Source organism: Micromonospora globispora, assembly GCF_003857015.1.
Lineage (GTDB): Bacteria > Actinomycetota > Actinomycetes > Mycobacteriales > Micromonosporaceae > Micromonospora > Micromonospora globispora.
This window is the reverse complement of the sequence record NZ_QGGF01000410.1, coordinates 1-23487: the sequence shown is the minus strand read 5'-3', so window position 1 is coordinate 23487 and position 23487 is coordinate 1. Positions and strand designations below refer to the sequence as shown.

The 23487-nt window shown below is 72.2% G+C and carries 16 protein-coding genes and 1 pseudogene; 8 read left to right on the top strand and 9 right to left on the bottom strand.

The window, feature by feature from the left end; genetic code table 11:
• Positions 1-77: 77 nt before the first annotated feature.
• Genes DKL51_RS22045 through DKL51_RS22040 form a run of 3 tightly spaced genes read right to left on the bottom strand, consistent with a single transcriptional unit; the run spans position 78 to position 2501 of the window.
• Complete coding sequence (locus DKL51_RS22045) at positions 78-1988, bottom strand: hypothetical protein (RefSeq protein ID WP_124812437.1); 1911 nt, start codon at positions 1986-1988, stop codon at positions 78-80.
• A complete protein-coding gene (locus tag DKL51_RS36960) occupies positions 1985-2137 on the bottom strand; it encodes a sigma factor-like helix-turn-helix DNA-binding protein (protein ID WP_311768076.1) in 153 nt (50 codons plus the stop codon). The genes DKL51_RS22045 and DKL51_RS36960 overlap by 4 nt, the downstream gene beginning before the upstream one ends.
• Entirely contained in the window at positions 2106-2501 is a 396-nt protein-coding gene (locus DKL51_RS22040; RefSeq protein ID WP_311768075.1) for a sigma factor, read from the bottom strand. The genes DKL51_RS36960 and DKL51_RS22040 overlap by 32 nt, the downstream gene beginning before the upstream one ends.
• A 326-nt stretch (positions 2502-2827) precedes the next feature.
• Between DKL51_RS22040 and DKL51_RS22035 the strand changes: the two genes are divergently transcribed.
• Positions 2828-5137: a PKD domain-containing protein gene (locus DKL51_RS22035; RefSeq protein WP_165823202.1), complete on the top strand. Its 2310-nt coding sequence runs from the start codon at positions 2828-2830 to the stop codon at positions 5135-5137.
• A 128-nt stretch (positions 5138-5265) separates the two neighbouring features.
• Here DKL51_RS22035 and DKL51_RS22030 read toward each other — a convergent pair whose 3' ends face one another.
• A complete protein-coding gene (locus DKL51_RS22030; protein ID WP_109946383.1) occupies positions 5266-6558 on the bottom strand; it encodes an acetyl-CoA C-acetyltransferase in 1293 nt (430 codons plus the stop codon).
• Between the two features lie 54 nt (positions 6559-6612).
• Between DKL51_RS22030 and DKL51_RS22025 the strand changes: the two genes are divergently transcribed.
• The 3 genes and pseudogenes from DKL51_RS22025 to DKL51_RS22015 all read left to right on the top strand — a co-directional run.
• On the top strand, positions 6613-7971 hold the full coding sequence (locus tag DKL51_RS22025; protein ID WP_109946384.1) for a 3-oxoacyl-ACP reductase: 1359 nt from the start codon (positions 6613-6615) through the stop codon (positions 7969-7971).
• A gap of 164 nt (positions 7972-8135) precedes the next feature.
• Complete coding sequence (locus DKL51_RS22020; protein WP_243422563.1) at positions 8136-8957, top strand: MaoC/PaaZ C-terminal domain-containing protein; 822 nt, start codon at positions 8136-8138, stop codon at positions 8955-8957.
• Positions 8958-9016: 59 nt separating this feature from the next.
• Positions 9017-9262: pseudogene (locus tag DKL51_RS22015) on the top strand (DedA family protein); the annotation flags it as partial.
• A 6-nt stretch (positions 9263-9268) separates the two neighbouring features.
• Here DKL51_RS22015 and DKL51_RS22010 read toward each other — a convergent pair.
• Positions 9269-9907 (bottom strand): TetR/AcrR family transcriptional regulator, encoded by a 639-nt coding sequence (locus tag DKL51_RS22010; RefSeq protein ID WP_185734880.1) that lies wholly within the window; start codon positions 9905-9907, stop codon positions 9269-9271.
• Positions 9908-9986: 79 nt separating this feature from the next.
• Between DKL51_RS22010 and DKL51_RS22005 the strand changes: the two genes are divergently transcribed.
• The 4 genes from DKL51_RS22005 (at position 9987) to DKL51_RS21990 (ending at position 15073) form a co-directional block, all read left to right on the top strand.
• Positions 9987-10439, top strand: coding sequence for an SCP2 sterol-binding domain-containing protein (locus DKL51_RS22005; RefSeq protein ID WP_109946387.1), 453 nt, complete (start codon positions 9987-9989; stop codon positions 10437-10439).
• Position 10440: 1 nt separating this feature from the next.
• Positions 10441-11655: an acyl-CoA dehydrogenase family protein gene (locus DKL51_RS22000; RefSeq protein WP_109946388.1), complete on the top strand. Its 1215-nt coding sequence runs from the start codon at positions 10441-10443 to the stop codon at positions 11653-11655.
• A 230-nt stretch (positions 11656-11885) separates the two neighbouring features.
• Positions 11886-13451, top strand: coding sequence for an AMP-binding protein (locus DKL51_RS21995; RefSeq protein WP_109964982.1), 1566 nt, complete (start codon positions 11886-11888; stop codon positions 13449-13451).
• 98 nt (positions 13452-13549) lie between these two features.
• Positions 13550-15073: a N,N-dimethylformamidase beta subunit family domain-containing protein gene (locus DKL51_RS21990; protein ID WP_109964983.1), complete on the top strand. Its 1524-nt coding sequence runs from the start codon at positions 13550-13552 to the stop codon at positions 15071-15073.
• 7 nt (positions 15074-15080) lie between these two features.
• Here DKL51_RS21990 and DKL51_RS21985 read toward each other — a convergent pair whose 3' ends face one another.
• From DKL51_RS21985 to DKL51_RS21970, 4 genes are all read right to left on the bottom strand, one after another.
• Entirely contained in the window at positions 15081-20240 is a 5160-nt protein-coding gene (locus DKL51_RS21985; protein ID WP_185734879.1) for a DNA repair ATPase, read from the bottom strand.
• Complete coding sequence (locus DKL51_RS21980) at positions 20233-22254, bottom strand: flotillin family protein (RefSeq protein ID WP_109946391.1); 2022 nt, start codon at positions 22252-22254, stop codon at positions 20233-20235. The genes DKL51_RS21985 and DKL51_RS21980 overlap by 8 nt, the downstream gene beginning before the upstream one ends.
• Before the next feature lie 162 nt (positions 22255-22416).
• A complete protein-coding gene (locus tag DKL51_RS21975; RefSeq protein WP_260428618.1) occupies positions 22417-23091 on the bottom strand; it encodes a hypothetical protein in 675 nt (224 codons plus the stop codon).
• 193 nt (positions 23092-23284) lie between these two features.
• The coding region (locus tag DKL51_RS21970; protein WP_311768074.1) for a phosphoribosylglycinamide synthetase C domain-containing protein at positions 23285-23487 on the bottom strand (203 nt) is incomplete at its 5' end.

The following is a 23487-nucleotide window of genomic DNA, read 5'->3' as shown; positions in this document are numbered from 1 at the left end:
CCCGGCGGCCGCCCCCTGACGGGGTCACCGACGGTGCCCGGGGCCGGCGGTGGGCCGACCCCGGGCACCGTCACCGGTCAGGGCAGAAGGTTGATCAGATCCGGATGTCCGGACAGCGACGTCACTTCATCGAGGGTCAGCGGTGGAGTGGCCCCACCCCTGTTGCCCTTCGGCCACTCCCGGGGGAATTCGCCATGCTTCGGCATGTCGGTGGCCGACCCGGTGTTCGGCCGGTTGTCCAGCACGACCTCCACCGTGCCCCGGTCGGGCCGCTGCACGAAGACGTCGTAGGTGACCGTCCCGGACGAGCGGGACACGAGGGAGACGACCCGGTTGCCATCCGGACGGGTCGACTCGCTGCACTCGCCGTCGTGCGGATGCCCCTCATGCACTCGGGAGGAGAGCGACCTTACATTGCTGCACGTCAATGTAGATCCCATCCTCCGCTGGACAATGATCTCCCCGTCGCCAGCCAGTCCGGACCGCTGCACCAGGAACGGGAACGCCACCTCGCTGGCGCCGATGAGCCCGTCGAAGCTCCCTCCCGCCGGGTAGCCGAGGTAAATGGTCCCGGCGGGCGAGACGTCGTCCAGGGCGGCGACGGCAGCGGTCCGCTCAGCCTCGCCGTAGAACTGATCCGGCAAGCCGTAGACCTGATTGGTGCCGGGACCAGGCGGCGGGGGGGCCAGGGTGAGCGCCGGATCGCGCGCGACGGCGATCAGCTGCGCCGTCGACAGCACCGGCTGGCTCACGTACAGGTACACGAGGGTGCCGTCCGACCGCAGCACCTCGACCAGGACGTCCTGGCCCAGGGTGGGCCGGTCTCCCGGCGCGCCGAGAGGTTTGAGCAGCCGCCGGGCCCGCACCCGCTCGCCACCCGGCCCTTCCGTGACTGTGCAGTTGCGGCCGGCCAGGCCGGCGGTCGGGCAGGGGGATGCGTTCTCCCAGGCGGCTCGGCCCTCCCGGAGCAGGCGCATGCTGAGCTGACCGGCACGGTCGCCCACCCGGAACGAGGCGGCGTCCAGGACGGGCGCATTCACGTTGAGCCGGCCCTTGGGTGCAAACCCGACGGGCATGGGGCTGTCCTTGCCGCCCCACTTGGTCGTCCAGGTGAAGCCGGCCGCCTGCCGGCCCAGCGCCGCCGTCAGCGCCTCGTCGAGCCGGACGGCGTCCTGCTGACTGCCCGCGACGGTCCTGACGGTGGAGCTGGGGCCGGGGGACGCGGACGGTGCGGGGCCGAGGACGATCGCCGGGTCGAGAGCCACCGTGGTGAGCTGATCGACGGTCAGCGGGAGCCGAGAGTCCTCCCCGGTCGTCCCGGCGGACACGACTATCAATGAGCCGTCTCCGCGCAGGATCGTCACATCCGCGCTCTCCATGCGCTCCGGGATCTCGGCCCGCAGCCTCGGTGGCACCTCCTGCTGCGAGACCGACCGCTGATACCGCATCCTTTCCCGGTGCGGGCCGGTCCGCTCGCCGCACTCGACGGCGTTCTTGCTGCACGAACGGCCTCCCTCCCGCTCCCAGGCGGTCGCGCCGTCGCGCGTGATCTGCACACCGATGAACAGGTCGACACCGCCGATTCGGAGCTGGCCCTCGCCGCGGTAACCCGAGGCCAGGCTGGCGCCGGCGGGCCGGGACTCCCAGTTCGGCACCGTGCCGGCCGGGTTGCCCTTCTCGGCCCAACTGAGGGCCGGCTCCATCCTCAGCAGAGCGGCGACGACGGCCGCATCGATCCGGTCCAGGTCCCGGTCGCTGCCGGGGACGGTGGTGACGGTCGGCGTCGGCCGGGCAGGTTGGGCGTGCGGCTTGCCGATCAGGCCGGTCGTACCGAAGACCACCAGGGCCACCGCCGCGGCGACCGCAGTGGTCCCCGCGCCGATCCGCAGGCGCCGGGCCCGGCGCTGCCGGCCGATCACCCGGTCCACGTCCACCGTGGAGAGCGGCGTCTCGCCGATCAGATCGTCGAACAGCTGCTGGTACGTCATGACAGCTCCCCCCGGGCCGACGGGGCGCCGGTCATCAGCAGGCGCAGCGCATCCAGGCCGCGGGCGGCCTGGCTCTTCACGGTCCCGGCGCTGATGCCGAGGATGCCGGCGGTCTCCTCAACGGACAGGTCGCAGTAGAAGCGGAGCACGAGCACCGCACGCCGCCGGGGCGGAAGCTGGCCGAGCAAATCCAGCAGCATCTCCCGGGTCCGCCAGCGAAGGCTCCGGCATCACGAGGTCGGCCTGCTCGGGCAGCTCGTCGGTGCTGCGCTCACGCCGCCACGGCCGGCGCCGCTCGTCCAGCCAGGCGTGGGTGAGCACGCCCCGGACGTATGCGTCGACGTTCTCCGCCGCGCGTACCCGCCGCCAGTGGCGGTAGAGCTTGCCGATGGTGATGGAGACCAGGTCGTCGGCGGTGTGCCAGTCCCGGCAGAGCAGGTACGCCGTCCGGCGCAACGGCTGCAGCCGGGCGGCGACGAACTGCCGGTACTCGTCCTCGTCGGCCCGGTTCACGATGCGGGGCCTCTCGTTCGCCTCATGACCAGGTGACGGAGGGCAGCCGGGCGGAGGTTGCCCGCCCGGCACGCAGGATCAGCCGGGACGGCCGGTGAGCGCGTGTGGAGGCCAGAAACCGTCTCCTCCGATCAGCGCCCTCGCCTGTCTGCGACAGGGGAGTTTCCTTTTTATAACTTCGCACCTTACTGCTCGACTGGTCATCGACTGGGGTGAGAGCCCCTTTTGCGAGCGGGGGCAGCGCGACCCAGAGCCGGTGGAGGATCATGACCGCGACTCTCTCCCGGCCCAGTCCCGGGCTCCTTCCTCCTCTACCGAGGACTCGCATGCAAAGACCCTCCCTCGCCGGCCTGGCGACTCTCGTCCTGACCAGCGGTTCCCTCCTCTCCCTCGCGTCCCCGGCTCAGGCCGCCGACGCCACGGTCCTCTACGTCCGCCAGATGTCGACCGCGTGCTCCGACGCCGGACCGGGCACATTGGAGCAGCCTTTCTGCTCGATCGCTCCGGCCGCCGCGATCGTCACCGCCGGCCAGACCGTCGACATCGGCTCGGGGACCTACGCGGAGCGGCTCACCGTCTCCCGCTCCGGCACCCCGGACCAACCGATCGTTTTCCTCGGCAGCGCGTATGCCACCCTGACGGGCTCCGGTGCCGGCGGAGGCGTCACCATCGACGGCCAGCACGACATCCTGGTGCAGAACATGAACGTCCGCGGCAGCACCGCCACGCCTGCCCTGGACCTGCGGAACGCCACGGATGTCACGATCGAGCGTGGCATCTACTCCATGGCGGACGGCTCGACCGCACCCGCCCTACGACTCACCGGGGTGACCCGTTCGACCCTGAAGGGGGTCACCGCCAGCGGCCGCGCGCTCAAGGCCGGTCTCACCATGGATGCCACTACCAGCGCCGTCTCGGTCCGGCTGGGCAACATCGTGAGCCCGATCAGCGACAACTTCGCCGATCAGAGTCACGGCATCCACATCGAGGGGTCGGGCAACAGCGTCGTCGGGGTGAACGTCACCGGCTTCACCGGCGCCGCCATCGCCGTCGAAGCGGGGGCGACCGACACGGTGGTGGCCAACACCCAGATCAGCGGTGGCGCGGGCTACGGCATTCACAATCACGGCGCCACCGGTACGGCGATCAGCAACAACAGCGTCCGAAGCCGCTGCCGGGACGGCATCCGGGTCGACGGCGTGTCCACCGGTGTCTCGGTGCAGAACAACGTGCTGAGCTCGAACGGGATGTTCGGGCAGACCTATTGCGACCCGAACGGTGAGCCGGGCGCGGAGATCGGCCTCTACGGCGACGCCGGTCAGAACACGGTGGCCGACTACAACAACGTCTACCACCACGCCTCGCCCTCCGCGTCCGCGTACTCCTGGAACGGCACCGCGATGGGTCTCGCCGAGTTCCGTACCGCATCGGGCCAGGCCGCGCACGACAAGGACACGCCCTGGAGCTACGACGCGGAGGATGCCGCCAACTCGGCCGCTCCCGGCTACCAGAGCACCGACCGGATCGGCAATCCTCGAGCGGACAACCCGGCCCGGCCGGATTCCGGCGCCGGGCCCGTCACCTACGCCGATCGTGGCCCGGTGGAGACGCTCGGCACTCCCGCCTCCCGGTTCACCGTGGCGCTGGACCTGGGCACCATGTCGGTCACGGTCGACGCCAGCGCCTCCACCCCTGGCTACGTTCCGATCACCTCGTACGTGATCGACTTCGGTGACGGCACGGTGGTCACCCAGGCCACCCCCGTCGCCACGCACCGCTACGCGGCCACGGCCACCTACACCGTCTCAGTCAAGGTCTCCGGCAGTGACGGTCGCGCACACGCCAGCCAGCAGAGTGTCACCGTGGCCCGGCGTAGCGGCACGGTGGCGCTGCTCGCGCAGTCCGGCCTCCGCTACGTGGCGGCGGGGGCCAACGCTGCCCTGATCGCCGACCAGGCCGCGCCCGGGGGCACCGCCCAGTTTGACCTGGCGGACATCGGCACCGGCCGCGTCGCGCTCTTCTCCCGAGCCACCGGCCGGTACGTGACCAGCAGCAACGCGTTCATCGCCAACGGGACCTGGGTCGACACGACCGGCTGGTTCCGCCTGCTCCGGAACACGGACGGCACGATCAGCCTCCGCTCGACCGCAAGCACGTACGTCAGTGCGCCCTCCACCACTTCTCCGCTGACCGCGAACGCCACCACGATCGGCACCCGGGAGAAGTTCTACCTGGTCAATGTCGCCGACGCCGACCGGTCGCTGAAGGCCCGCGTAAACAGCAGGTACGTCACGGCCGAGAGCGCCGGCACCAAGCCGCTGATTGCCAACCGCACCGCGGTCGGCCCGTGGGAACGGTTCGACATCGTCGACCTCGGCAACGGTCAGGTCGCCCTCTTCGCCCACGCCAACAACCGCTTCGTCTGTGCCGACAGCAAAGGAACCCTGCCGCTGATCGCCAATCGGACGGTGGTCGGCGCCTGGGAGCGGTTCACCATCATCCGGAACAGCGACGGCACCGTGAGCCTCAAGGCCGCCGCGAACAGCCGCTACGTCACGGCCGAGAGCGCCGGGGCGAAGCCGCTGATCGCCAACCGCACCTCGATCGGCCTCTGGGAGAAGTTCACCCTGGGCTGAGCCCGTCCCGCCCGTCCGACGCCCGCCAGGTACGTCCTGGCGGGCGTCGGCGCGTTCCGGGCCACCGGGCGGAAGACCGCTGGCCGCCCGGGCCGCCATCGCGCGGCGGCACGGCCCGGACGAGGAGGTCAGCGCTCCAGGATCGCCGTCACGCCCTGGCCGCCGGCCGCGCAGATCGAGATCAGGCCACGACCGCTGCCCTTCTCGGCGAGGAGCTTGGCGAGGGTGGCGACGATCCGGCCGCCGGTGGCCGCGAACGGGTGCCCGGCGGCCAGCGAGGAGCCGTTGACGTTGAGCTTGTCCCGGTCGATCGGGCCGAGCGGCGCGTCCAGGCCGAGCCGGTCCTTGCAGAACTCGGGCGACTCCCAGGCGGCCAGGGTGGCCAGCACCTGCGAGGCGAACGCCTCGTGGATCTCGTAGTAGTCGAAGTCCTGGAGGGTCAGGCCGGCCCGGGCGAGCATCCGGGGCACCGCGTACGCGGGGGCCATCAGCAGGCCCTCGTCGCCGTGCACGAAGTCGACCGCGGCCACCTCGTTGAAGGAGAACCAGGCGAGCACCGGGAGGCTGTGCTCGCGGGCCCACTCCTCGCTGGCCAGCAGCACCGTCGAGGCGCCGTCGGTGAGCGGGGAGGAGTTGCCGGCGGTCATGGTGGCGCCCTCGGCGTCCGGGCCCTTCGCGCCGAAGACCGGCTTGAGCGATCCCAGCTTCTCCAGCGTGGTGTCCGCTCGGAGGTTCTGGTCCCGGGTGAGCCCCAGGTACGGCGTCATCAGATCGTCGAAGAAACCCCGGTCGTACGCGGCGGCGAGCCGCTGGTGCGAGCGGAGCGCCAGCTCGTCCTGGGCCTGCCGGTCGACTCCCCAGCGCGCCGCGGTCCGGGCCGCGTGCTCCCCCATCGACAACCCGGTACGCGGTTCGGCGTTGCGCGGGATCTCCGGCTTGAACGGCTGGTGCGGGCGCAGCTTGGCGGCGATCTTCAGCCGCTCGCCGAGGGTCCGGGCGGAGTTGAGCTGGATCAGGGTGCGGCGGAGGTCCTCGTTGATGGCCAGCGGCGCGTCCGAAGTGGTGTCCACACCGCCGGCGAGGCCCACATCGATCTGCCCGAGGGCGATCTTGTTGGCGACCAGGATGGCCGCCTCCAGCCCGGTGCCGCAGGCCTGCTGGATGTCGTACGCCGGGGTGTGCGGATCGAGACGGGAGCCGAGCACCACCTCGCGGGTGAGGTTGAAGTCCCGGGAGTGCTTGAGCACCGCCCCGGCGACCACCTCGCCGACCCGCTGCCCGGCCAGGCCGAACCGGGCCACCAGCCCGTCCAGCGCCGCGCCGAGCATGTCCGCGTTGGACGCGTGCGCGTACCGGGAGTTGGACCGGGCGAAGGGGATGCGGTTGCCACCGATGACCGCGACCCGCCGGACACTCTGCACGATCGGCCTCCTCGAAACTGTTGCCCGAACCCTACTCGCCAGTAGGCTACGCCCATGACCGACAGGTACGCGAGCTTCGTCCAATCGGGGGCCGGCCGCGCGCTGGTCAAGCGCCTCGGGCTGCCCGAACCGCCTCGACTGCGCCGGTACACGCCCGGTGATCCGCTGGTTCCCGGGCCCGTCCTGCTCGGCTCGGCGACCGGCGGGCGACTCGCCGAGCCGGTCGGCAAGATTCTGGCCGCCGCCGGGGTCGAGCTGCCCGACCCGGCCGCCGCCACCGACGCCACGGCGCGCTACGCCGCCCTGGTGTACGACGCCACCGGCATCACCGACTCCGTCGAGCTGCGCCAGCTCTACGACTTCTTCCACCCGCACGCGCGGGCGCTGCTGCCCAGCGGCCGGGTGATCGTGCTCGGCAGCCCGCCGGCGGAGTGCGCCTCGCCGCGCGAGGCCACCGCCCAGCGGGCCCTGGAGGGGCTGACCCGCAGCATCGGCAAGGAGTTCGGCCGCGGCGTCACCGCCCAGCTCGTGTACGTCACGAGCAGCGGCGACGCCGGCACCCTCGCCAGCCTGGAGTCGACGCTGCGCTTCCTGCTGTCCGGGCGCTCCGCGTACGTCTCCGGCCAGGTGATCCGGATCGGCACCGGCACCGCCCAGCCGCCGGCCGACTGGGAGCGCCCACTGGACGGGCAGGTCGTACTGGTCACCGGAGCGGCCCGCGGCATCGGCGCGGCGCTGGCCCGGGTGCTGGCCCGGGACGGCGCCCAGGTGATCGCCCTGGACATCCCGGCCGCCGGGGACGAACTCGCCGCGGTGGCGAACGAGGTCGGCGGCAGTGCCGTCCAGCTCGACCTGACCGCGCCGGACGCGCCGACCCGCCTCGCCCAGCACATCGCCGACCGGTACGGCCGGGTGGACGTGGTGGTGCACAACGCCGGCATCACCCGGGACAAGACCCTCGGCCGGATGGACGCCGACCGGTGGGACTCGGTCATCGACGTGAACCTCTCCAGCCAGGAGCGGATCAACGAGGTGCTGCTGGAACGCGGGCTGATCCCGTCCGGCGGGCGGATCGTGTCGGTCTCCTCGATCGCCGGCATCGCCGGCAACCGCGGCCAGACCAACTACGCCACCAGTAAGGCCGGCGTGATCGGGCTGGTCGAGTCGATGGCCCCGGTGCTGCGCGACCGGGACATCAGCGTCAACGCGGTCGCCCCCGGCTTCATCGAGACCCGGTTGACCGCCCGGATCCCGCTGATGCTGCGCGAGGCGGGCCGCCGGATGAACAGCATGTCCCAGGGCGGTCTCCCGGTGGACGTCGCCGAGACGATCGGCTGGCTGGCCTGGCCGGCGACCGGCGCGGTCAGCGGCAACATCGTCCGGGTCTGCGGCCAGAGCCTGCTGGGGGCGTGATGGCCAGGAACGACGACCCGGCCGAGGCTCCGACGCAGGACCTGTCCGTGCACGAGCTGATCGACGGCCCGACCCAGGATCTCTCGGCGTACACCGCCGAGCTGAACCGGAGGCTTGCCGACGAGGCGCCGACGGCCGGCCGGGCGGTGGTCGAGCTACCCCGGATGCCGGCCGCCGGGGCGCTCTACCGGCGCGCGCTGCTCGGTGCGCTGCCCGGCCTCGGTGGCCGGCGGAGCGACACCGTGCCCGAGGTCGAGCTGACCGTCGCCGGCGTCACCGTCGACCGGGCACACCTGGCCGACTACGACCGGGTCTGCGGCTTCCGGCTGGCCGACCGACTGCCGGCGACGTACCCGCACGTGATGGGGTTCCCGCTGGCGCTGCGGCTGATGACCGCGCCGGCGTTCCCGATCCCGCTGACCGGCGTGGTGCACGTGGCCAACCGGATCACCGTGCACCGGCCCATCGAGGCGGGCGAGACGCTGGACTTCCGGACGTACGCGGAGAACCTGCGCCCGCACGACCGGGGTCGGCAGCTCGACGTGGTGCTCGTCGGGTCGGTCGACGGGGCGGAGGTCTGGCGCGGCGTCTCGACGTACCTGGGCAAGGAGCGCAGGTCGGGCGGGGGCGAGCGGCGCGACCGGGGCGAGCGGCCCGCGCCGCCGGCCGCCACCGCCCACTGGCGGGTGACGCCCCGGGTCGGTACGGACTACGCCCGGGTCTCCGGTGACCACAACCCGATCCACACCTCGCGGCTGGGGGCCCGGCTGTTCGGCTTCCCCCGCCCCATCGCGCACGGGATGTGGAGCAAGGCCCGCTGCCTGGCGGCACTGGAGAGCCGGCTGCCGGAGGGCTACACGGCCGACGTCGCGTTCAAGCTGCCGGTGCCGCTGCCCTCGACGGTGGCCTTCAGCGCCACCCCGGCCTGGGACTTCGCCCTGCACGACCGCGCCGGTCGGCCGCACCTGACCGGCACGATCCGCTGACGCGCCCCGCCGTCCGGGCTCCCGGGCGGCGGGCGTGATCCGGCTACTCGGCCCGCGGCGTCACCCTCACCATGGGCGCGGTCCGCTATCCGCTGCGCTGCTTCCCGCTCTACGACGCGCTGGCCACCGGCACCTGGGGGATCTACTGCGGCCTGCTCGGCTACTTCGGCGGCCTGGCCTTTGAACGGGACCCGGTCAAGGGCCTGCTGGTCGGGGTCGGTCTCTCGGTCGCGGTGACCGGGCTGGTGGAGGCGGCCCGCTGGCGCCGGCGCCGCGCCCGCGCCCGGGCCGCCGCCCACCGCTGAGCCACCTCAGGTCGCGGGCGGGTGCCAGGTGACGCCGTGCAGGAGCTGGGCGGCACCCATCCAGGCGACGTTCATCATCCGGGTGGCGGTCTTCTCCGGGTCGGCCTCCGGGTGGTCGGCGAGCCAGTCGGCCAGCGACTCGGTTGCGCCGACCAGGGCGTACGCGACCACTTCCAGGTCGGTGGCCCCGACCTCGCGGCCCTCGGCGCGCAGTGCGTGGTCGAGCATCCCGGCGACCACCTCCACCAGCCGGCCGCGCATGGTGGCCAGTTCGGCGGCGAACGGCTGCGAGGCGCGCGCCTGCCGGTAGAGCACCGCCCACCCGTCCCGGTGTGCCCCGACGAAGCCGAAGAACGCGCGCAGCCCGCGCCAGAGCCGCTCGTCGGCGGGAAGGTCCGGGGCGACCGCCCCGGCGATGGCCTCCATCATCCGGGTGCCCTCGCGGTGCAGGCAGGCGATGAAGAGCTCCTCCTTGGTGCCGAGGTACGCGTAGACCATCGGTTTCGAGATGCCGGCGTCGTCGGCGATCTCGTCCATGCTCGCGGCGTGGAAGCCCCGGCGGGAGAAGACCTTGACCGCCGCGTCGAGCATCTGCTGCTCGCGTACGGCGCGAGGCAGGCGCTTGAAGGTGGGGCTGCTGGACACTCTTGCGAGCATACCTACTCGTGCGTAAGGTTACGCGAGAGTAGCCAAAGTTGGCCCCGCCCCGAGAGGTGCATCCCCCATGACTGACTTTGACCCGGCCACCTTCGCGAACACGGACCCCAAGGAGTTCGCTCAGCTGGTCAAGTCCACGCCGGACGCCAAGATCGCCGAGGTGATGTCGGGCGACCTGCGCGGCAAGATCCTGAGCGAGGTCTTCAACCGGATGCCGTCGCTGTTCCGCGCCGACCGCGCCGGCGCCACCAACGCGGTCATCCACTGGAACATCACCGGTCGCCCGGACGGTGGCACCGACACCTACGAGGTCGTCATCGAGAACGGCACCTGCACCGTCAACGAGGGCGCCACCCGCGACCCGAAGCTGAGCCTCACCATGGGTCCGGTCGAGTTCCTGAAGATCGTCTCCGGTGGCGCCAACCCGGTCATGATGTTCATGACCGGCAAGCTGAAGGCCAAGGGCGACCTGGGCCTCGCCGCCAACATCGCCAACCTGTTCGACATCCCCAAGGGCTGAGATGGCCGAGTTCTCGCTCGACCTGACCGAGGAACAGCGGGATCTTCGCGACTGGGTGCACGGCTTCGCCGCCGAGGTCGTGCGCCCGGCCGCGGCCGAGTGGGACGCCCGGGAGGAGACTCCCTGGCCGATCATCCAGGAAGCGGCGAAGGTCGGCCTGTACGGCTTCGAGTTCCTCGCCACCTGCTGGGCCGACCCCACCGGCCTGTCGCTGCCGATCGCCAGCGAGGAACTCTTCTGGGGTGACGCCGGCATCGGGCTGAGCATCTTCGGCACCTCCCTCGCCGTCGCCGCGATCTACGGCGCCGGCACCCCGGACCAGATGGTCGAGTGGGTGCCGCAGTGCTTCGGCTCCCTCGACCAACCGGCCGTCGCCGCGTTCTGCACCAGCGAGCCGGAGGCCGGCTCCGACGTCGGCGCGATGCGCACCCGGGCCGTCTACGACGAGGCCACCGACGAGTGGGTGCTGCGCGGGCAGAAGGCGTACGCCACCAACGGCGGCATCGCCGGGGTGCACGTGGTCACCGCCTCGGTCGAGCCCGAACTGGGCTCGCGGGGGCAGGCCGCGTTCGTCGTACCGCCGGGCACGCCGGGGCTCAGCGCGACCCGCAAGCTGCGCAAGCTCGGACTGCGCGCGTCGCACACCGCCGACGTCTTCCTCGACGACGTACGTGTGCCGGGGCGCTGCCTGCTCGGCGGCAAGGACGCCCTGGACGAGCGGTTGGCCCGGGCCCGTTCCGGGCAGCGCGCCTCCGGCCAGGCCGCGATGCGGACCTTCGAGCTGTCCCGGCCCACGGTCGGCGCCCAGGCGCTCGGCGTGGCCCGGGCCGCCTACGAGTACGCCCTGGACTACGCGAAGGAGCGGGTCCAGTTCGGACGGCCGATCATCGAGAACCAGGCGGTCGCGTTCGCGCTCGCCGACATGAAGATGGAGATCGACGCGGCCCGGCTGCTGGTCTGGCGGGCCTCCTGGATGGGCCGCAACAACCGGCCGTTCACCGCCGGCGAGGGCTCGATGTCCAAGCTCAAGGCCGGCGAGGTGGCCGTGTCGGTCACCGAGAAGGCGGTGCAGCTGCTCGGCGGCGCCGGCTTCCTGCGGGACCACCCGGTCGAACGCTGGTACCGGGACGCCAAGATCTACACCATCTTCGAAGGCACCTCTGAGATCCAGCGGCTGGTCATCTCCCGAGCCATCTCCGGAATGCAGATCCGCTGATCGCCGGCGGACCCCGACCTGGCCCGCGACGACACCGCCACACCTGAGCGGCCGTCGCGGGTCGGGCCGCCGGTTCTCACCGTCCGTGCCGACGCCGCCAGCCCACCGTGTTTCCGACGTGGGCGGCGCCGACGCCGGCTGGGCTCCCGGCCGTCGCCGGGGCATGATCGTGAGGACACGCTCGGCCCGAAAGGGGCCCTTCCGTGCTCCGAGAAAGGAGGGCTGCGGCTTTGGACCTGCCGTTCATCGTCGCCACGCTGACCCGGCGCGGGCTGCTCACCCCCGGCCGTCCGATCCGGGTCGCCTCCCAGCTGGGAGCGCTGCGCAAGTGGGGCTGGAGCCTCTCCGGTGAGCTGCGCCAGGCCGCGGCCCGCGACCCCGGGCGCACCGCGGTCGTCGACGAGCACGGCGCCGAGCTGACCTACCGGGAGCTGCTGGACCGCGCCGAACGGCTGGCCAGGTCGATGCGGGCCGTACTCGGAGTGCAGAGCGGGGACCGGATCGGCGTCCTCTGCCGCAACCACCACGGGTTGATCGAAGCGGTGGTCGCCGCGATGCTGCTCGGCGCGGACGCCGTGCTGGTCAACACCGGGCTCTCCGCCGCGCAGCTCGCCACCGTCGCGGACGAGCAGTCGCTACGGGTGCTGGTGCACGACGCCGAGTTCGCCGAGCGGGTGCTCGGCCTCCCCGCCGACGTGCAGCGGGTCGACGAACGCGGACAGGAGGAGCTCATCGCCGCCGCGCTGCCCGGCGACGAACTCCAGCCGCCGGAACGGGACGGGCGGACGATCGTGCTCACCTCCGGCACCACCGGCACCCCGAAGGGCGCCCGGCGCCCCACCCCGAACGGCTTCGGCCCGCTGGTGTCCATCATCGACCGGATCCCGCTGCACGCCCGGGACACCGTGCTGATCGCCGCGCCGCTCTTCCACACCTGGGGGTACGCCGCCCTCCAGGTCGCCTTCGCGCTCCGCTCCACCATCGTGCTGCACCGGCGCTTCGACCCGGCCGCCACGCTCGCCGCGCTGGCCGGCCAGCCCTGTGACGCGCTCTTCGCCGTACCGGTGATGCTCCAGCGGCTGCTGGAGGTGCCGCCGCCGAACCCGCGCCCGCCGCTGAAGGTGGTCGCGGTCAGCGGCTCCGCGCTCCCCGGCGGCCTGGCCCCGAAGTTCATGGACGTCTACGGCGACGTCCTCTACAACCTGTACGGGTCGACCGAGGTCTCCTGGGCGTCCATCGCCGGCCCGGCCGACCTGCGCGAGGCGCCCACCACCGCCGGGCGGCCGCCGCACGGCACCCGACTGGAGATCCTGGACAACGCCGGTCAGCCGGTCCGCGACGGGCGGGTCGGGCGGATCTTCGTGGGCAACGAGATGCTCTTCGAGGGGTACACCTCCGGTGTCCGGCGGGAAACCCACGACGGCCTGCTGGACACCGGCGACCTGGGCCGGGTCAACCCCGACGGCCTGCTCTTCGTCGACGGACGGGCCGACGACATGATCGTCTCCGGCGGGGAGAACGTCTTCCCCTCGGAGGTGGAGGACCTGCTCTCCCGGTTGCCCCAGGTCCGCGAGGCCGCCGTGATCGGGGTTCCCGACCCGGAGTACGGCCAGCGGCTTGCCGCGTTCCTCGCCCTGCACCCCGGCGAGGCGCTCGATCCGGAGGCGGTCCGCGAGTACGTCCGGCACTACCTGGCCCGCTTCTCGGTGCCCCGCGACGTGATCTTCGTGAAGTACCTGCCACGCAACGCCACCGGCAAGGTGCTCAGCCGGGAACTGCGCCGCTACTACGGGTGATCGGTGGAGGCGCAGGGACGGACGGCCCGCCCGCGCAGTGGTACTTTCCATCCGCCGCCGGTCCCGGCAGGTCCGTCTCCCCTCCCAGGAGCTGCTCCATGTTCCGACTCCGCCGGCGCTGGGCACTCGGTCTGCTCGCCGGCGGCGTGTCCGCCGCCGCACTCGGCATCACGGAATCCGCCTCCGATCCCCAGCACACCGGCACCCTCACCCGGCGACAACGGCCTCCCGTGGAGCGGGAGAACCGGTCCGCCGGCGAGCCGTGGTGGCCGCCGCAGGAGCCCGGCCGCGACGCGGACGACCACCGCCGGCAGATCCAGGGGTACGCCTCGGCGACCAGCGTCGCCCCGGGCGAGTCGATCGACTTCCACGTCGCGGTCAACCCCGCCGGCCGGTATCGGATCTCCATCCACCGGCTCGGTTGGTACGGCGGTGCCGGGGCCCGAACTGTGCGGACCAGCCCCGAGTTCGACGGCGTACCGCAGCCGGTGCCGCCGGCCGACCCGGTCACCGGCACCATCGCCTGCGGCTGGCCCGTCTCCTGGACGCTCCGCGTGCCGGAGGACTGGACCTCCGGGCTCTACCAGGCCGTCTTCACCTCAGCCGACGGCTGGCGCGCCTGCACCCCGTTCGTGGTCCGCGACGACCGCCGGGCCGCCGCGCTCTGCGTGGTCCTGCCGGTCACCACCTGGCAGGCGTACAACCAGTGGCCGGTGGACGGGCGGAGCGGCAAGAGCCTCTACAACGGCTTCGCCCCGAATCGCCGCCGGGACCCGCAGCTCCGCGCGCGGGAGGTCTCCTTCGACCGGCCGTACGCCGACGACGGCATCCCCATCCAACTCACCCGCGACCACGACGCCATCCAGTGGCTGGAACGCAACGGGTACGACGTCAGCTACGCGACCAGCTTCGACCTGCACTCGGGGCGGCTCGACCCGACCCGGCACCGGGGGATCGTCTTCGCCGGGCACGACGAGTACTGGTCGGCGGAGATGCGCCGGGCCGCGGAACGGGCCGTGGTCGCCGGGCGCAGCCTCGCCTTCCTCGGCGCGAACAGCGTCTACTGGCACATCCGGGTCCGCCCGGCCGCCGACGGCCGGCCCGAGCGGGTGATCGCCTGCGCCAAGGCCATCCCGGATCCCGGGCAGGACGCCGTCGGGGCCACGGTCAAGTGGCGCAGCCTCGGCCAGCCCGAGCAGGCGCTCGTCGGCGTGCAGTACAACGGCATCGTCGACGGCCCGCAGCCCCTGGTGGTGCGGGCGGCGGACCACTGGTTCTGGGCGGGCACCGGGGTGGCCGACGGCGACCGGATCCCCGGCGTGGTCGGCGGCGAGGCCGACGGCCTCAACCCGGACGCCCCCCGGCCGGCCGGGGCGGCCACCACGCTCAGCGTGTCGCCGTACCGCACCCGGGAGGGCGGCCAGCAGGTGCAGAACACCCACCTGTACGAGACGCCGCAGGGTGGCCTGGTCTTCGCCACCGGCACCCTCTGCTGGACGATGGCGCTCAACCGCCCCGGTCACCGGGACGAGCGGATCCAACGGGCCACCGCCAACGTGGTGAACCGGATAGTCGGCCGGCGCCGGCCGCCGGTCCGGCCGGGACCGACGGACGCTCAGTGATAGCAGGTCATTCCCGGTCGGCAGCGCGTCCGATCGCCGCCTCCACCCCGCCGATCCGGTCGGCCAGCAGGCCCAGCGCGCCCACCGCCCGGTCCACCGGGTCGTCGGAGGCGCCGCCGAGCGCCCGGGCCCGCAGGTACCCGGCCTTGACCTCGGCCCACCGGCGCGCCGGCTCGGGGGTGAGCCGACCGCGCAGCTCGGCCAGCTTCAACAGGTTCGCCTCGGCGCCCGCGGCGAGGGTCTGCGCCTCACCGAGGTAGTGGTCGTCGATGACCGCCTCCAGCTCCTCGTCGGTGAGCACCGGGACGATCCGCTCGGCCAGCTTGTTCATGTTCCGGTAGGAGCCCTGGAGCTGGAAGGGCGGCTCGGTGCGGCTGGCATCCGACTGCGCCGCCGAGGCGATGTACGCCTGGTTGTTGGTCAGCACGACCTGCTGCACCCGCAGCAGTTTGCGCAGCACCGAGACGATTTGCTCCAGCTCCACCGGCGAGTACGGGTGGGAGAGCTGGTCGGCCCGGACCGAATCGTCGCCCCGGGCCATCCGGACCAGCAGTTCGAGGTCGCCCCGGTCCCTCCCGGAGAGCGGCGCCAGCACCGGGTTGGAGGTGAGGGCATTCTCGATGTAGCTGAGCGCGAACACCTCCTCGCGGCCGGAGAGCACATCGCCGAGGTTCCACACGTCGGCCCGGTTGGCGAGCATGTCCGGCACCCGGAACCGCTGCCCCGACTCGGTGTACGGGTTGCCCGCCATGCACACCGCGAACCGTTTGCCGCGCAGGTCGTACGTCCGGGTCCGGCCCTGCCACACGCCCTCCATCCGGCGCTGCGCGTCGCAGAGCGAGATGAACTTCTGCAGCAGCTCGGGGGAGGTGTGCTGGATGTCGTCGAGGTAGAGCAGGACGTTGTTGCCCAGCTCCAACGCGAAGGAGATCTTCTCCACCTCCTGGCGGGCGGTCGCGTCGGGGGCGTCCGCCGGATCGAGGGAGGTGACCGCCGAGCCGAGGGCGGGCCCGTTGACCTTGACGAAGACCAGGCCGAGCCGACTGGCCACGTACTCCATCAGGGTGGTCTTGCCGTAGCCGGGCGGGGAGATCAACAGCAGCAGGCCCATCTGGTCGACCCGCTTGGCGTCGCCGGTGGCACCGAGCTGGCGGGCCAGGTTGTCGCCGATCAGCGGCAGGTAGACCTCGTCCAGCAACCGGTTGCGGACGAAGGCGCTCATCACCTTCGGCCGGTACTCCTCCAGGCGCAGCCGGTCCCGTTCAGCGGCCACCAGGGCGTTGCGGCGACGCTGGTAGTCCCGGTACGCCGGCACCACGTCGGTGCGGAACCGGCGGGTACGGGCCAGCGTCTCGTCCAGGCGCAGCTCGATGGCCGCGCCGACGATCCGCGGGTGCGCGCCGAGCAGCCCGCCAACGGTCTCCGACATCGTCGCCGCCGCCTCGTGCCGGGGCAGGTCGGCGCCGCACAGCTCCACCGCGACCGCCTCGGGCAGGTCGTACCCGGACAGCGTGCCGTCGTCCGTGGCGAGGAACGCCGTCAGCCACGCCTCGACCAGCTGGTACCGGCTGGCGAGGTCGCCGTCGAGCGCCCGCAGGTCGGCGTCGAACTCCCGCGCGGAACGGGACTGCGGGCCGCCGAGGGCGCGGCGGAACCGGTCGAGCAGCACCCGGGCCCCGGCACCGGTGACGAACCCGTCGGGTTTTCCGGCCAGCTCCTCGAACAGGTACTCCCCGGCCAGATCGGCCTCCGCGGCCGGCCCGGCCAACCCGGTGTCCCGAAGGAAACGGCCCACCGCGGCGGCGAGCTCGGCGTGCAGCCGGTCGATGGCGTCACCGGAGTCGGCCCTCGGCTGGTCGGCGGTTTCCCCCGGGGGCACCGGGCGACGGTCGGGGCGACCGAACCGCTCCCGCGCCCGCGCCAGCGAGGCGGCCCGGGCGGTCCAGCCGGTCCGGGCCGGCTCGTCGGCACCGAACCGCCAGAAGAGCTGCGCGGCGGCCCGGGCCGCCGGCGGGTACCGGAGCAGGCCCGCACCGGCGTGCAGGCGCAGCAACGCCCGCAGGATCTCGGTGGCGTCGTGGTCGTGCACCCCGCGTTCGTAGCCCTCGTCGTAACGGGCCTCGGCGAACCGGCGGACCAGGTCCCGCAGGTCGGCGGGGTCGGCCGCCGCCGCACGGAGCCCGTCCACGGTCAGCCCGTCCCGGCCCGCCTCGGCGGCCGCAAGGATCGACGTGGCCAGGTACTCCGCCCGGTACACCTGCGGCGACTCGGAGACCAGCAGCTGGTCCCAGAACCGGCGGGTCCGCGCGAACTCCTCGTCCCGGACCGGAGCACGGTAATCGGTGCCGGTCACCGCGACCGCCATTCCGCCATCGTGCGGCACCACCGTCACATCGATCGGCTGGCTGTTCACCGCGAACCGGTGCCGGCCCAGCCGGATCAGCTCGCCGCCGTCGACGTACAGGTCGAGCCGGTCGCGCAGGCCGCGGCCGGCCTCCTGGCGGGCGGCCCGGATCCGGCCGTCCAGCTCCTCGGCCCGTACCGGGTCACCGAGGGTACGCAGCTCGTCGACGACCGCTCGCAGCTTGCCGACCATCGGGTCGGCCGCGAAGTACGTGTTGATCTCGTCCAGTGAGCTCAGGGTGCCGACCCGGCGCTGCACGCTGACCAGGATGCGGTCCGCCGACGAGACCAGCCGATCGGCCCGCCGCGCCCGCTCGTCCAGCAGTGCCTGCTTGCGGGAGGAGAAGGCCTCGTAGATCTCGGTCCGCCGGGTCACCAGCTCGGTGAGGAAGTCCTCGAACTCCCCGAACCGGGATTCCAGGTCCTCCACCCGCAGCAGCAGCCGGCCGAGCTGCTCGTCGCAGCGCTCGGCGATGTCCGCCGCCGCCAGCGCCCCGGTCACCGCCTGACCGAGCAGCGCGAACTCGGCCGCGAAGCCGGCCCGTCCCTCCACCTCCCGCAGCTCCCGGCGGCGGTTGTCCAGCACCGCCCGGGCCCGGTTCACCGTCCCGAGCACCTCGCCGACCCGGGTGAGGATCCCCGTGCGTACGGTGGCGTCGGCGAGGTCCAGCCCGCCGACCACGTCGGTGATCGTCTGCAGGCCCTCGGCGCGGCCGGCCAGCTCATCCCGGATTCCGGTGGCCTCCGCCACGGTGCGGATCCCGGCCGCCTGCCCGGCGAGCCGCTCCACGTCCTGCTGATAGCCGGTGAACGCGTCGTCCCGGCCCAGGAAGTCCACCGCCCGTCGGCCGGCCGCGGTGAGTTCCTCGTCGAGCCGCGCCGCCAGCTCGTCGATCCGGTCCCGGTCGACGTACCGGAGCTCCCGCAGCGTCTCCAGGTGGCCGCGCGCCTGGCGCAGCCCGGCGAGCTGCTTCACCCAGTCGTCGGCGGTCAGCGGCGCCTCGCCGCGGGCCCGGCGGACCAGCGAGGCGATCCGCTCGGCGGTCTCGTCCAGCGCGCCGCGCGCCTGCTCGGTGAGGGCGCGGACCTTCTCGTACTCGTCGAGGACGGCGACGGCGGTGCGACGCAGCTCGGTCAACGGTGCGAGCGGGTCACCCAGGTCGGCGTCGCCGAGCCAGTGGTAGTGGTCGGCGATGCGGGCGCAGGCGGCGATGAGCGCCTCGTAGACGCCGGTGGTCGGAGCCGTGCCGTCCACCGTCCGGGCCACCGACAGGCAGTCGGAGATACCCCGGACCAGGTCGGCGTTGCCGACTCGTTCCAGGGGGCCGGTCCCCGCCGGCTGCGCCGCGGCGTACGCGTCGGACACGTACGGCGTCTGCCAGATCTGCATCGGGTGGACCCGGGTCGGCTCCTCGGAGATCGCGCGGAACACCACCAGCGTGCCGTCGTCGAAGAGGGAGAAGCCGTGGCACGGGATCGGGGTGGCCACCTCCTTGCGGATGGCGTTGTACGGCAGCAGCAGGGAGCGTCCGTCCGCGCGGGCGTGGAAGACGTAGAGGACGTCCTCCCCGTTCGGGGAGCGGACGACCCGCTCGAACTCCAGATCGGACACGTCCGTGTCGAAGGTGCGGGTCTCTCCGGTGGCCAGGTGGTAGCCGCCCGGGAAGATGATCCCGTGGTCCTCCGGCAGCCGCTGGCAGGCCGGCCCGATACCGTCGAGCCGCACCACCTCCCGGGTCAGCGTGTTGAAGACCAGGTGCCGCCACTCGATCTCCTTGTACGGCCGCATCCGCAACAGGATGAGCGGACCGACCCGGGCCCAGCTGACGTCGGCGTCGGCCAGGCTCTGCAGCGGCTCGTCGACCGGTTCGCTGTAGATGCCCTCACCGGTCTCGGTGTTGTTCTCCAGCTTGACGGTCAGGGTGCCGCCGACGGTCTCGACGAAGACCTCGTTCTGGATGGAGATGTGCGGGTGCCGGCCGAGGACATGGTCCTCCCGGGTGGTCTCGATCCACTCGAAGTCGTGCGACGGTGGGAAGACGTGGTCCCGCTCGCCCCGGTTGTCGAGGTACGCGACCCCGCCGTCGGTGTCGATCCGCCAGCGCAGCACCCGGATGTCGTCGGTACGCGGGCCGGTCTGGAACACCGCCAGCAGCCGCCCGTCGAGCTTGCGCAGCTGAAGCAGCCGGGTCTGCCGGTAGTAGCGGTACAGCTCGCCGAAGTCGCGCTGGAACCCGGGATCGCGCAGCAGACCGGGCAGTTCGTCCGGGGCGACCCGGTCGAACCGGAACGCGTCGGTCTCGCCCCCGGTGGCGCCCGCGCCGTCGCTGCCGCTGGACTCGTCACCAGCGATGGAGGCATCGGTGGCGCGGTCCCGCGCGAAGCGGTGCAGCGAGAAGACGTCGTCGACCGTCGTCTCCGGCTTCAGGCCGATGAAGACGTTGTAGCCGAAGAGCATCAACCCCCCGACCGAGACGATGTCCCGGGGCACGCAGTTGTGCTCGGTACGGATCCGCTCGGTACTCAGCAGCCGCAGCTCGGTGCTGCCGAACACCTCCAGCCGTCGGGCGTTGAGCCGCTCCGCCCGCCGGGCCAGCTCGGTGGCCTGCCCGGCGAGGCGATTCCGCAGCACCTCGTAGCTGCCCGCGTCCAGCGGGGTCGAACCGGCGGCGTTCTCCGCGGCACGGTCGGCGGAGCCGTCACCCGGCAGCTCCCCGCCGGTCGACCCGGACGCCGTTCCCTGCCGGGTCACCGGCTCACTCACCGGCACGCTGCCGCGGGCCGGCCAGGGCGCTCACCGGGGTCTCGGCCACGCCGAGACGCTGCGCGGCCTGCAACAGCTCCTGGAGCTTGCCCTTGTCGGCGCCACCGGCCCGCATCTGCTGAAGAAGGAACGCCGAGAGAGTCAGATTCTGCACATCACCGCTGTTCACCGAGCCGAGCATCCGGGTCAGATCGTCGGTGAAGCTCGCGGTGCCGTCCAGCCACGGCTGGGTGAGGCCACGGGCCACGTCGGAGTGCGCCACGAAGCCGTCCACGCTCTTGCCGAACGAGATCGAGCTGAGCAGCCGGTCGAAGAAGACGCTGTCCCCACCGACGATGTCGATGTTCGCCTTCTCCAGGCCGGTGGAGACCAGCTTCGCCTGCGCCTCGGCGACCTGCCGCTGGGCGTCCAGCCCGGCCAGCCGGACCTCCTTCTCCAGCTCCAGCCGCAGCCGGTACTCCTCGTGCTGGCGGGTGGCGTCGTCCAGCGCGGCCATCGCGGCGGCCTTGTCGGTGAGACCCTCGGCCTCGCCCTTCAGCTTCTCGCGTACCGCCTCCGCGGCCACCAGGGCCTTGTCGCGCTCGACGGCGGCCTCCGCGCGACCCACCTTCTCGATCGCCTCAGCGCCGCGCTCGCGGACCTGGACCTCGGCCAGCCCGGCGGCCGCCGCCTCGGCCTGGAGGCCCTCGGCCAGCCGGATCTTCGCCCGGGTGTCCAGCTCGGCAGCCTGCTGCCGGGCCTCGGCGAGGACCAGCTCCTCACGGGCCTTGAACTTGGCCGCCGCCTCGGCCGCCTCCGCCGCCTTGATGTCCTTGACCAGGTTCTCCTGCGCCTCGGCCTCGGCCTGGATGACCACCGCCTGGCGGGTCCGCTCGGCCTCCTCGACCACGCGCAGGCGCTTGATGTTCTCCTCCTGCTCGGCCACGGTCTTCTCCACCGCGATCCGCTCCCGGACGACCTCGGCGATGGCCCGCTTCTCCGCCTCGACCTCCTTGTCCTTGGAGATCGTGCTGAGTTCGGTCTCCCGCTGCCGGCCGATGACCTCCAGCATGCGGTCCTTCTCGATCCGCTCGGTCTCGATCGCGATCACCCGCTCCCGGTTCTTCTCCGCGACCGCAATCTCCCGGGCTCGGTTCTCGTGCTGGACGCCCAACTGCTCGTCGGTACGGATGTTCGCCGTCTCAGCCCGCAGCCGCTCCTCGGCCCGGACCCGGGTGATCTCGGCCTCCTCGCGGGCCCGCACCGTCTCGACCTCGCGCCGCTGCTTGGCCTCCGCGTCCGCCTGCCGCCGCTCCAGCTCCAGGATGGCCTCCCGCGCCTCGACGTTCTGGCGGGTGATCTCCTTCTCCTCGGTGCGCTGGAACTCGTTGGTCCGCACGTGCTCGATCGCGGTCAGCTCGGTGATCTTCCGGATGCCCTGGGCGTCGAGGATGTTCTTGGCGTCCAGCTGGGACATCGGCGTCTGCTCGAGGAAGTCGATCGCCGCGTCCTCCAGGCTGTAGCCGTTGAGGTCGGTGCCGATCACCCGGATGATCTGGTCGCGGAACTCGTCGCGCTTCGTGTACAGGTCGACGAAGTCGAGCTGCTTGCCGACCGTCTTCAGCGCCTCGGAGAACTTGGCGTTGAACAGTTCCTGGAGGGTTTCCCGGTCGCTCGCGCGGGCGGTGCCGATGGCCTGGGCCACCTTGATGACGTCCTCGGTGGTCTTGTTGACCCGGACGAAGAAGGTGATGCGGATGTCCGCCCGGATGTTGTCCCGGCAGATCAGACCCTCATTGCCGGTCCGCTCGATCTCAATGGTCTTGACCGAGATGTCCATGACCTCGGCCTTGTGCAGCACCGGCAGCACGACCGCCCCGGTGAACGTCACGTCGACCCGGCGAACCTTGGACACGATCAACGCCTTGCCCTGTTCCACCTTGCGGAACAGGCGGCTGACGAGGAACACCACGCCGAGGGCGACGAGGAGGAAAACGGCGAGCAGTACGCCGATTCCGGTGCTGATGACATCCATGGCTGGGCGCGCGGGGCCGGGCCGGTGGTGTGGCCGGACCGGTGGGTGCCGCGCATCCTCCTTTCAGAGCTGGGGCAGCGTGGCAGGGACCGGTGGCGGTGGTGACCGTCCGGTCAGGTTCGAGAGGTGACCCCGCCCTCGTGGCAGGGCCACCGGCGACGGTTACATCGGTAGTTGGCGCGAAGGGTCGGAATCGAAGGCGATGTCGGCGGGCATGACCCAGAAGAACTCGCCCTCGACGTCGTAGTCGTAGATCAGCGCGGAGCTGCCGGCCCGCAACGGCTCGGCGCCGGGCTGCCGTACCTGCACGACCGCGGAGGAGCCGTCGGCTGCGGTCACCTCCGCCTGACCGAAGTCGGCCGTCACCCGGCCGGTGCGGATGGTGCAGAGGCGGCCGACGAAGGCGTGCCGACTGGACTCCGTACCCGTCGGGAAGAAGCGGCCCAACGGCACGACCACCAGCCGGGTCACCAGCCAGGAGCAGACCAGGGCCACCACCAGCACCCCGACCGACACGGCGATCAGCGCCGCCGCGCCCAGGCCGAGCCCGTCGAGCAGCGCGGTGCCGGCCAGGCTGACGAACCACGCCACCGCGACGAGCAGGGAAAAGGCGACGGTGGCGGGCACGCCGCCGAGCCCGAGGCCGGCGAGACCCGGTACGCCGTCGACGTCGAGGTCGTCCCCGAGATCCAGCACCCCGGTCAGCACCAGAAGCCAGTAGCCGACGACGACCAGCAGCAGGAAGCTGAACAGCACGGTGGGGAAGCTGAGCGCCGTACCGACGAACCCGGTCACCGCATCCCCCTCCCCCGTTCCCGGCAGGGACTTCACACCCACCGGCAGGGTGATCGTGACACGGGTTGTCAATGCTTGGTGGCCGCCGAACGGCTGATTCGCGGCGGCCCGACCGCCGAGCCGTCCGATCCGGCGAAACCGGCGTCAGCGGTCGTCGCGGACGCGGCGGTGGTCGGTGGGGCGGCCTCGGGAACGGGCCTACCGGATGTGGGGCCGGTTGCGGGTGCTGGTCCGGTCAGCCCGGCAGGGTGATTCGGCCGTCGACCGCCGCGGCGGCGATGTCGGTGCGGTGGTGCGAGCCGGCCAGCTCGATCCCGTCGACCAGCGCGTACGCGGCGTCCCGCGCGGCGGCCAGGTCGGGGCCGGTGGCCGTACCGCAGAGGACGCGACCGCCGGCGGAGACCAGCGCGCCGTCGGCGGTCGCGTCCTCTGCGGTAC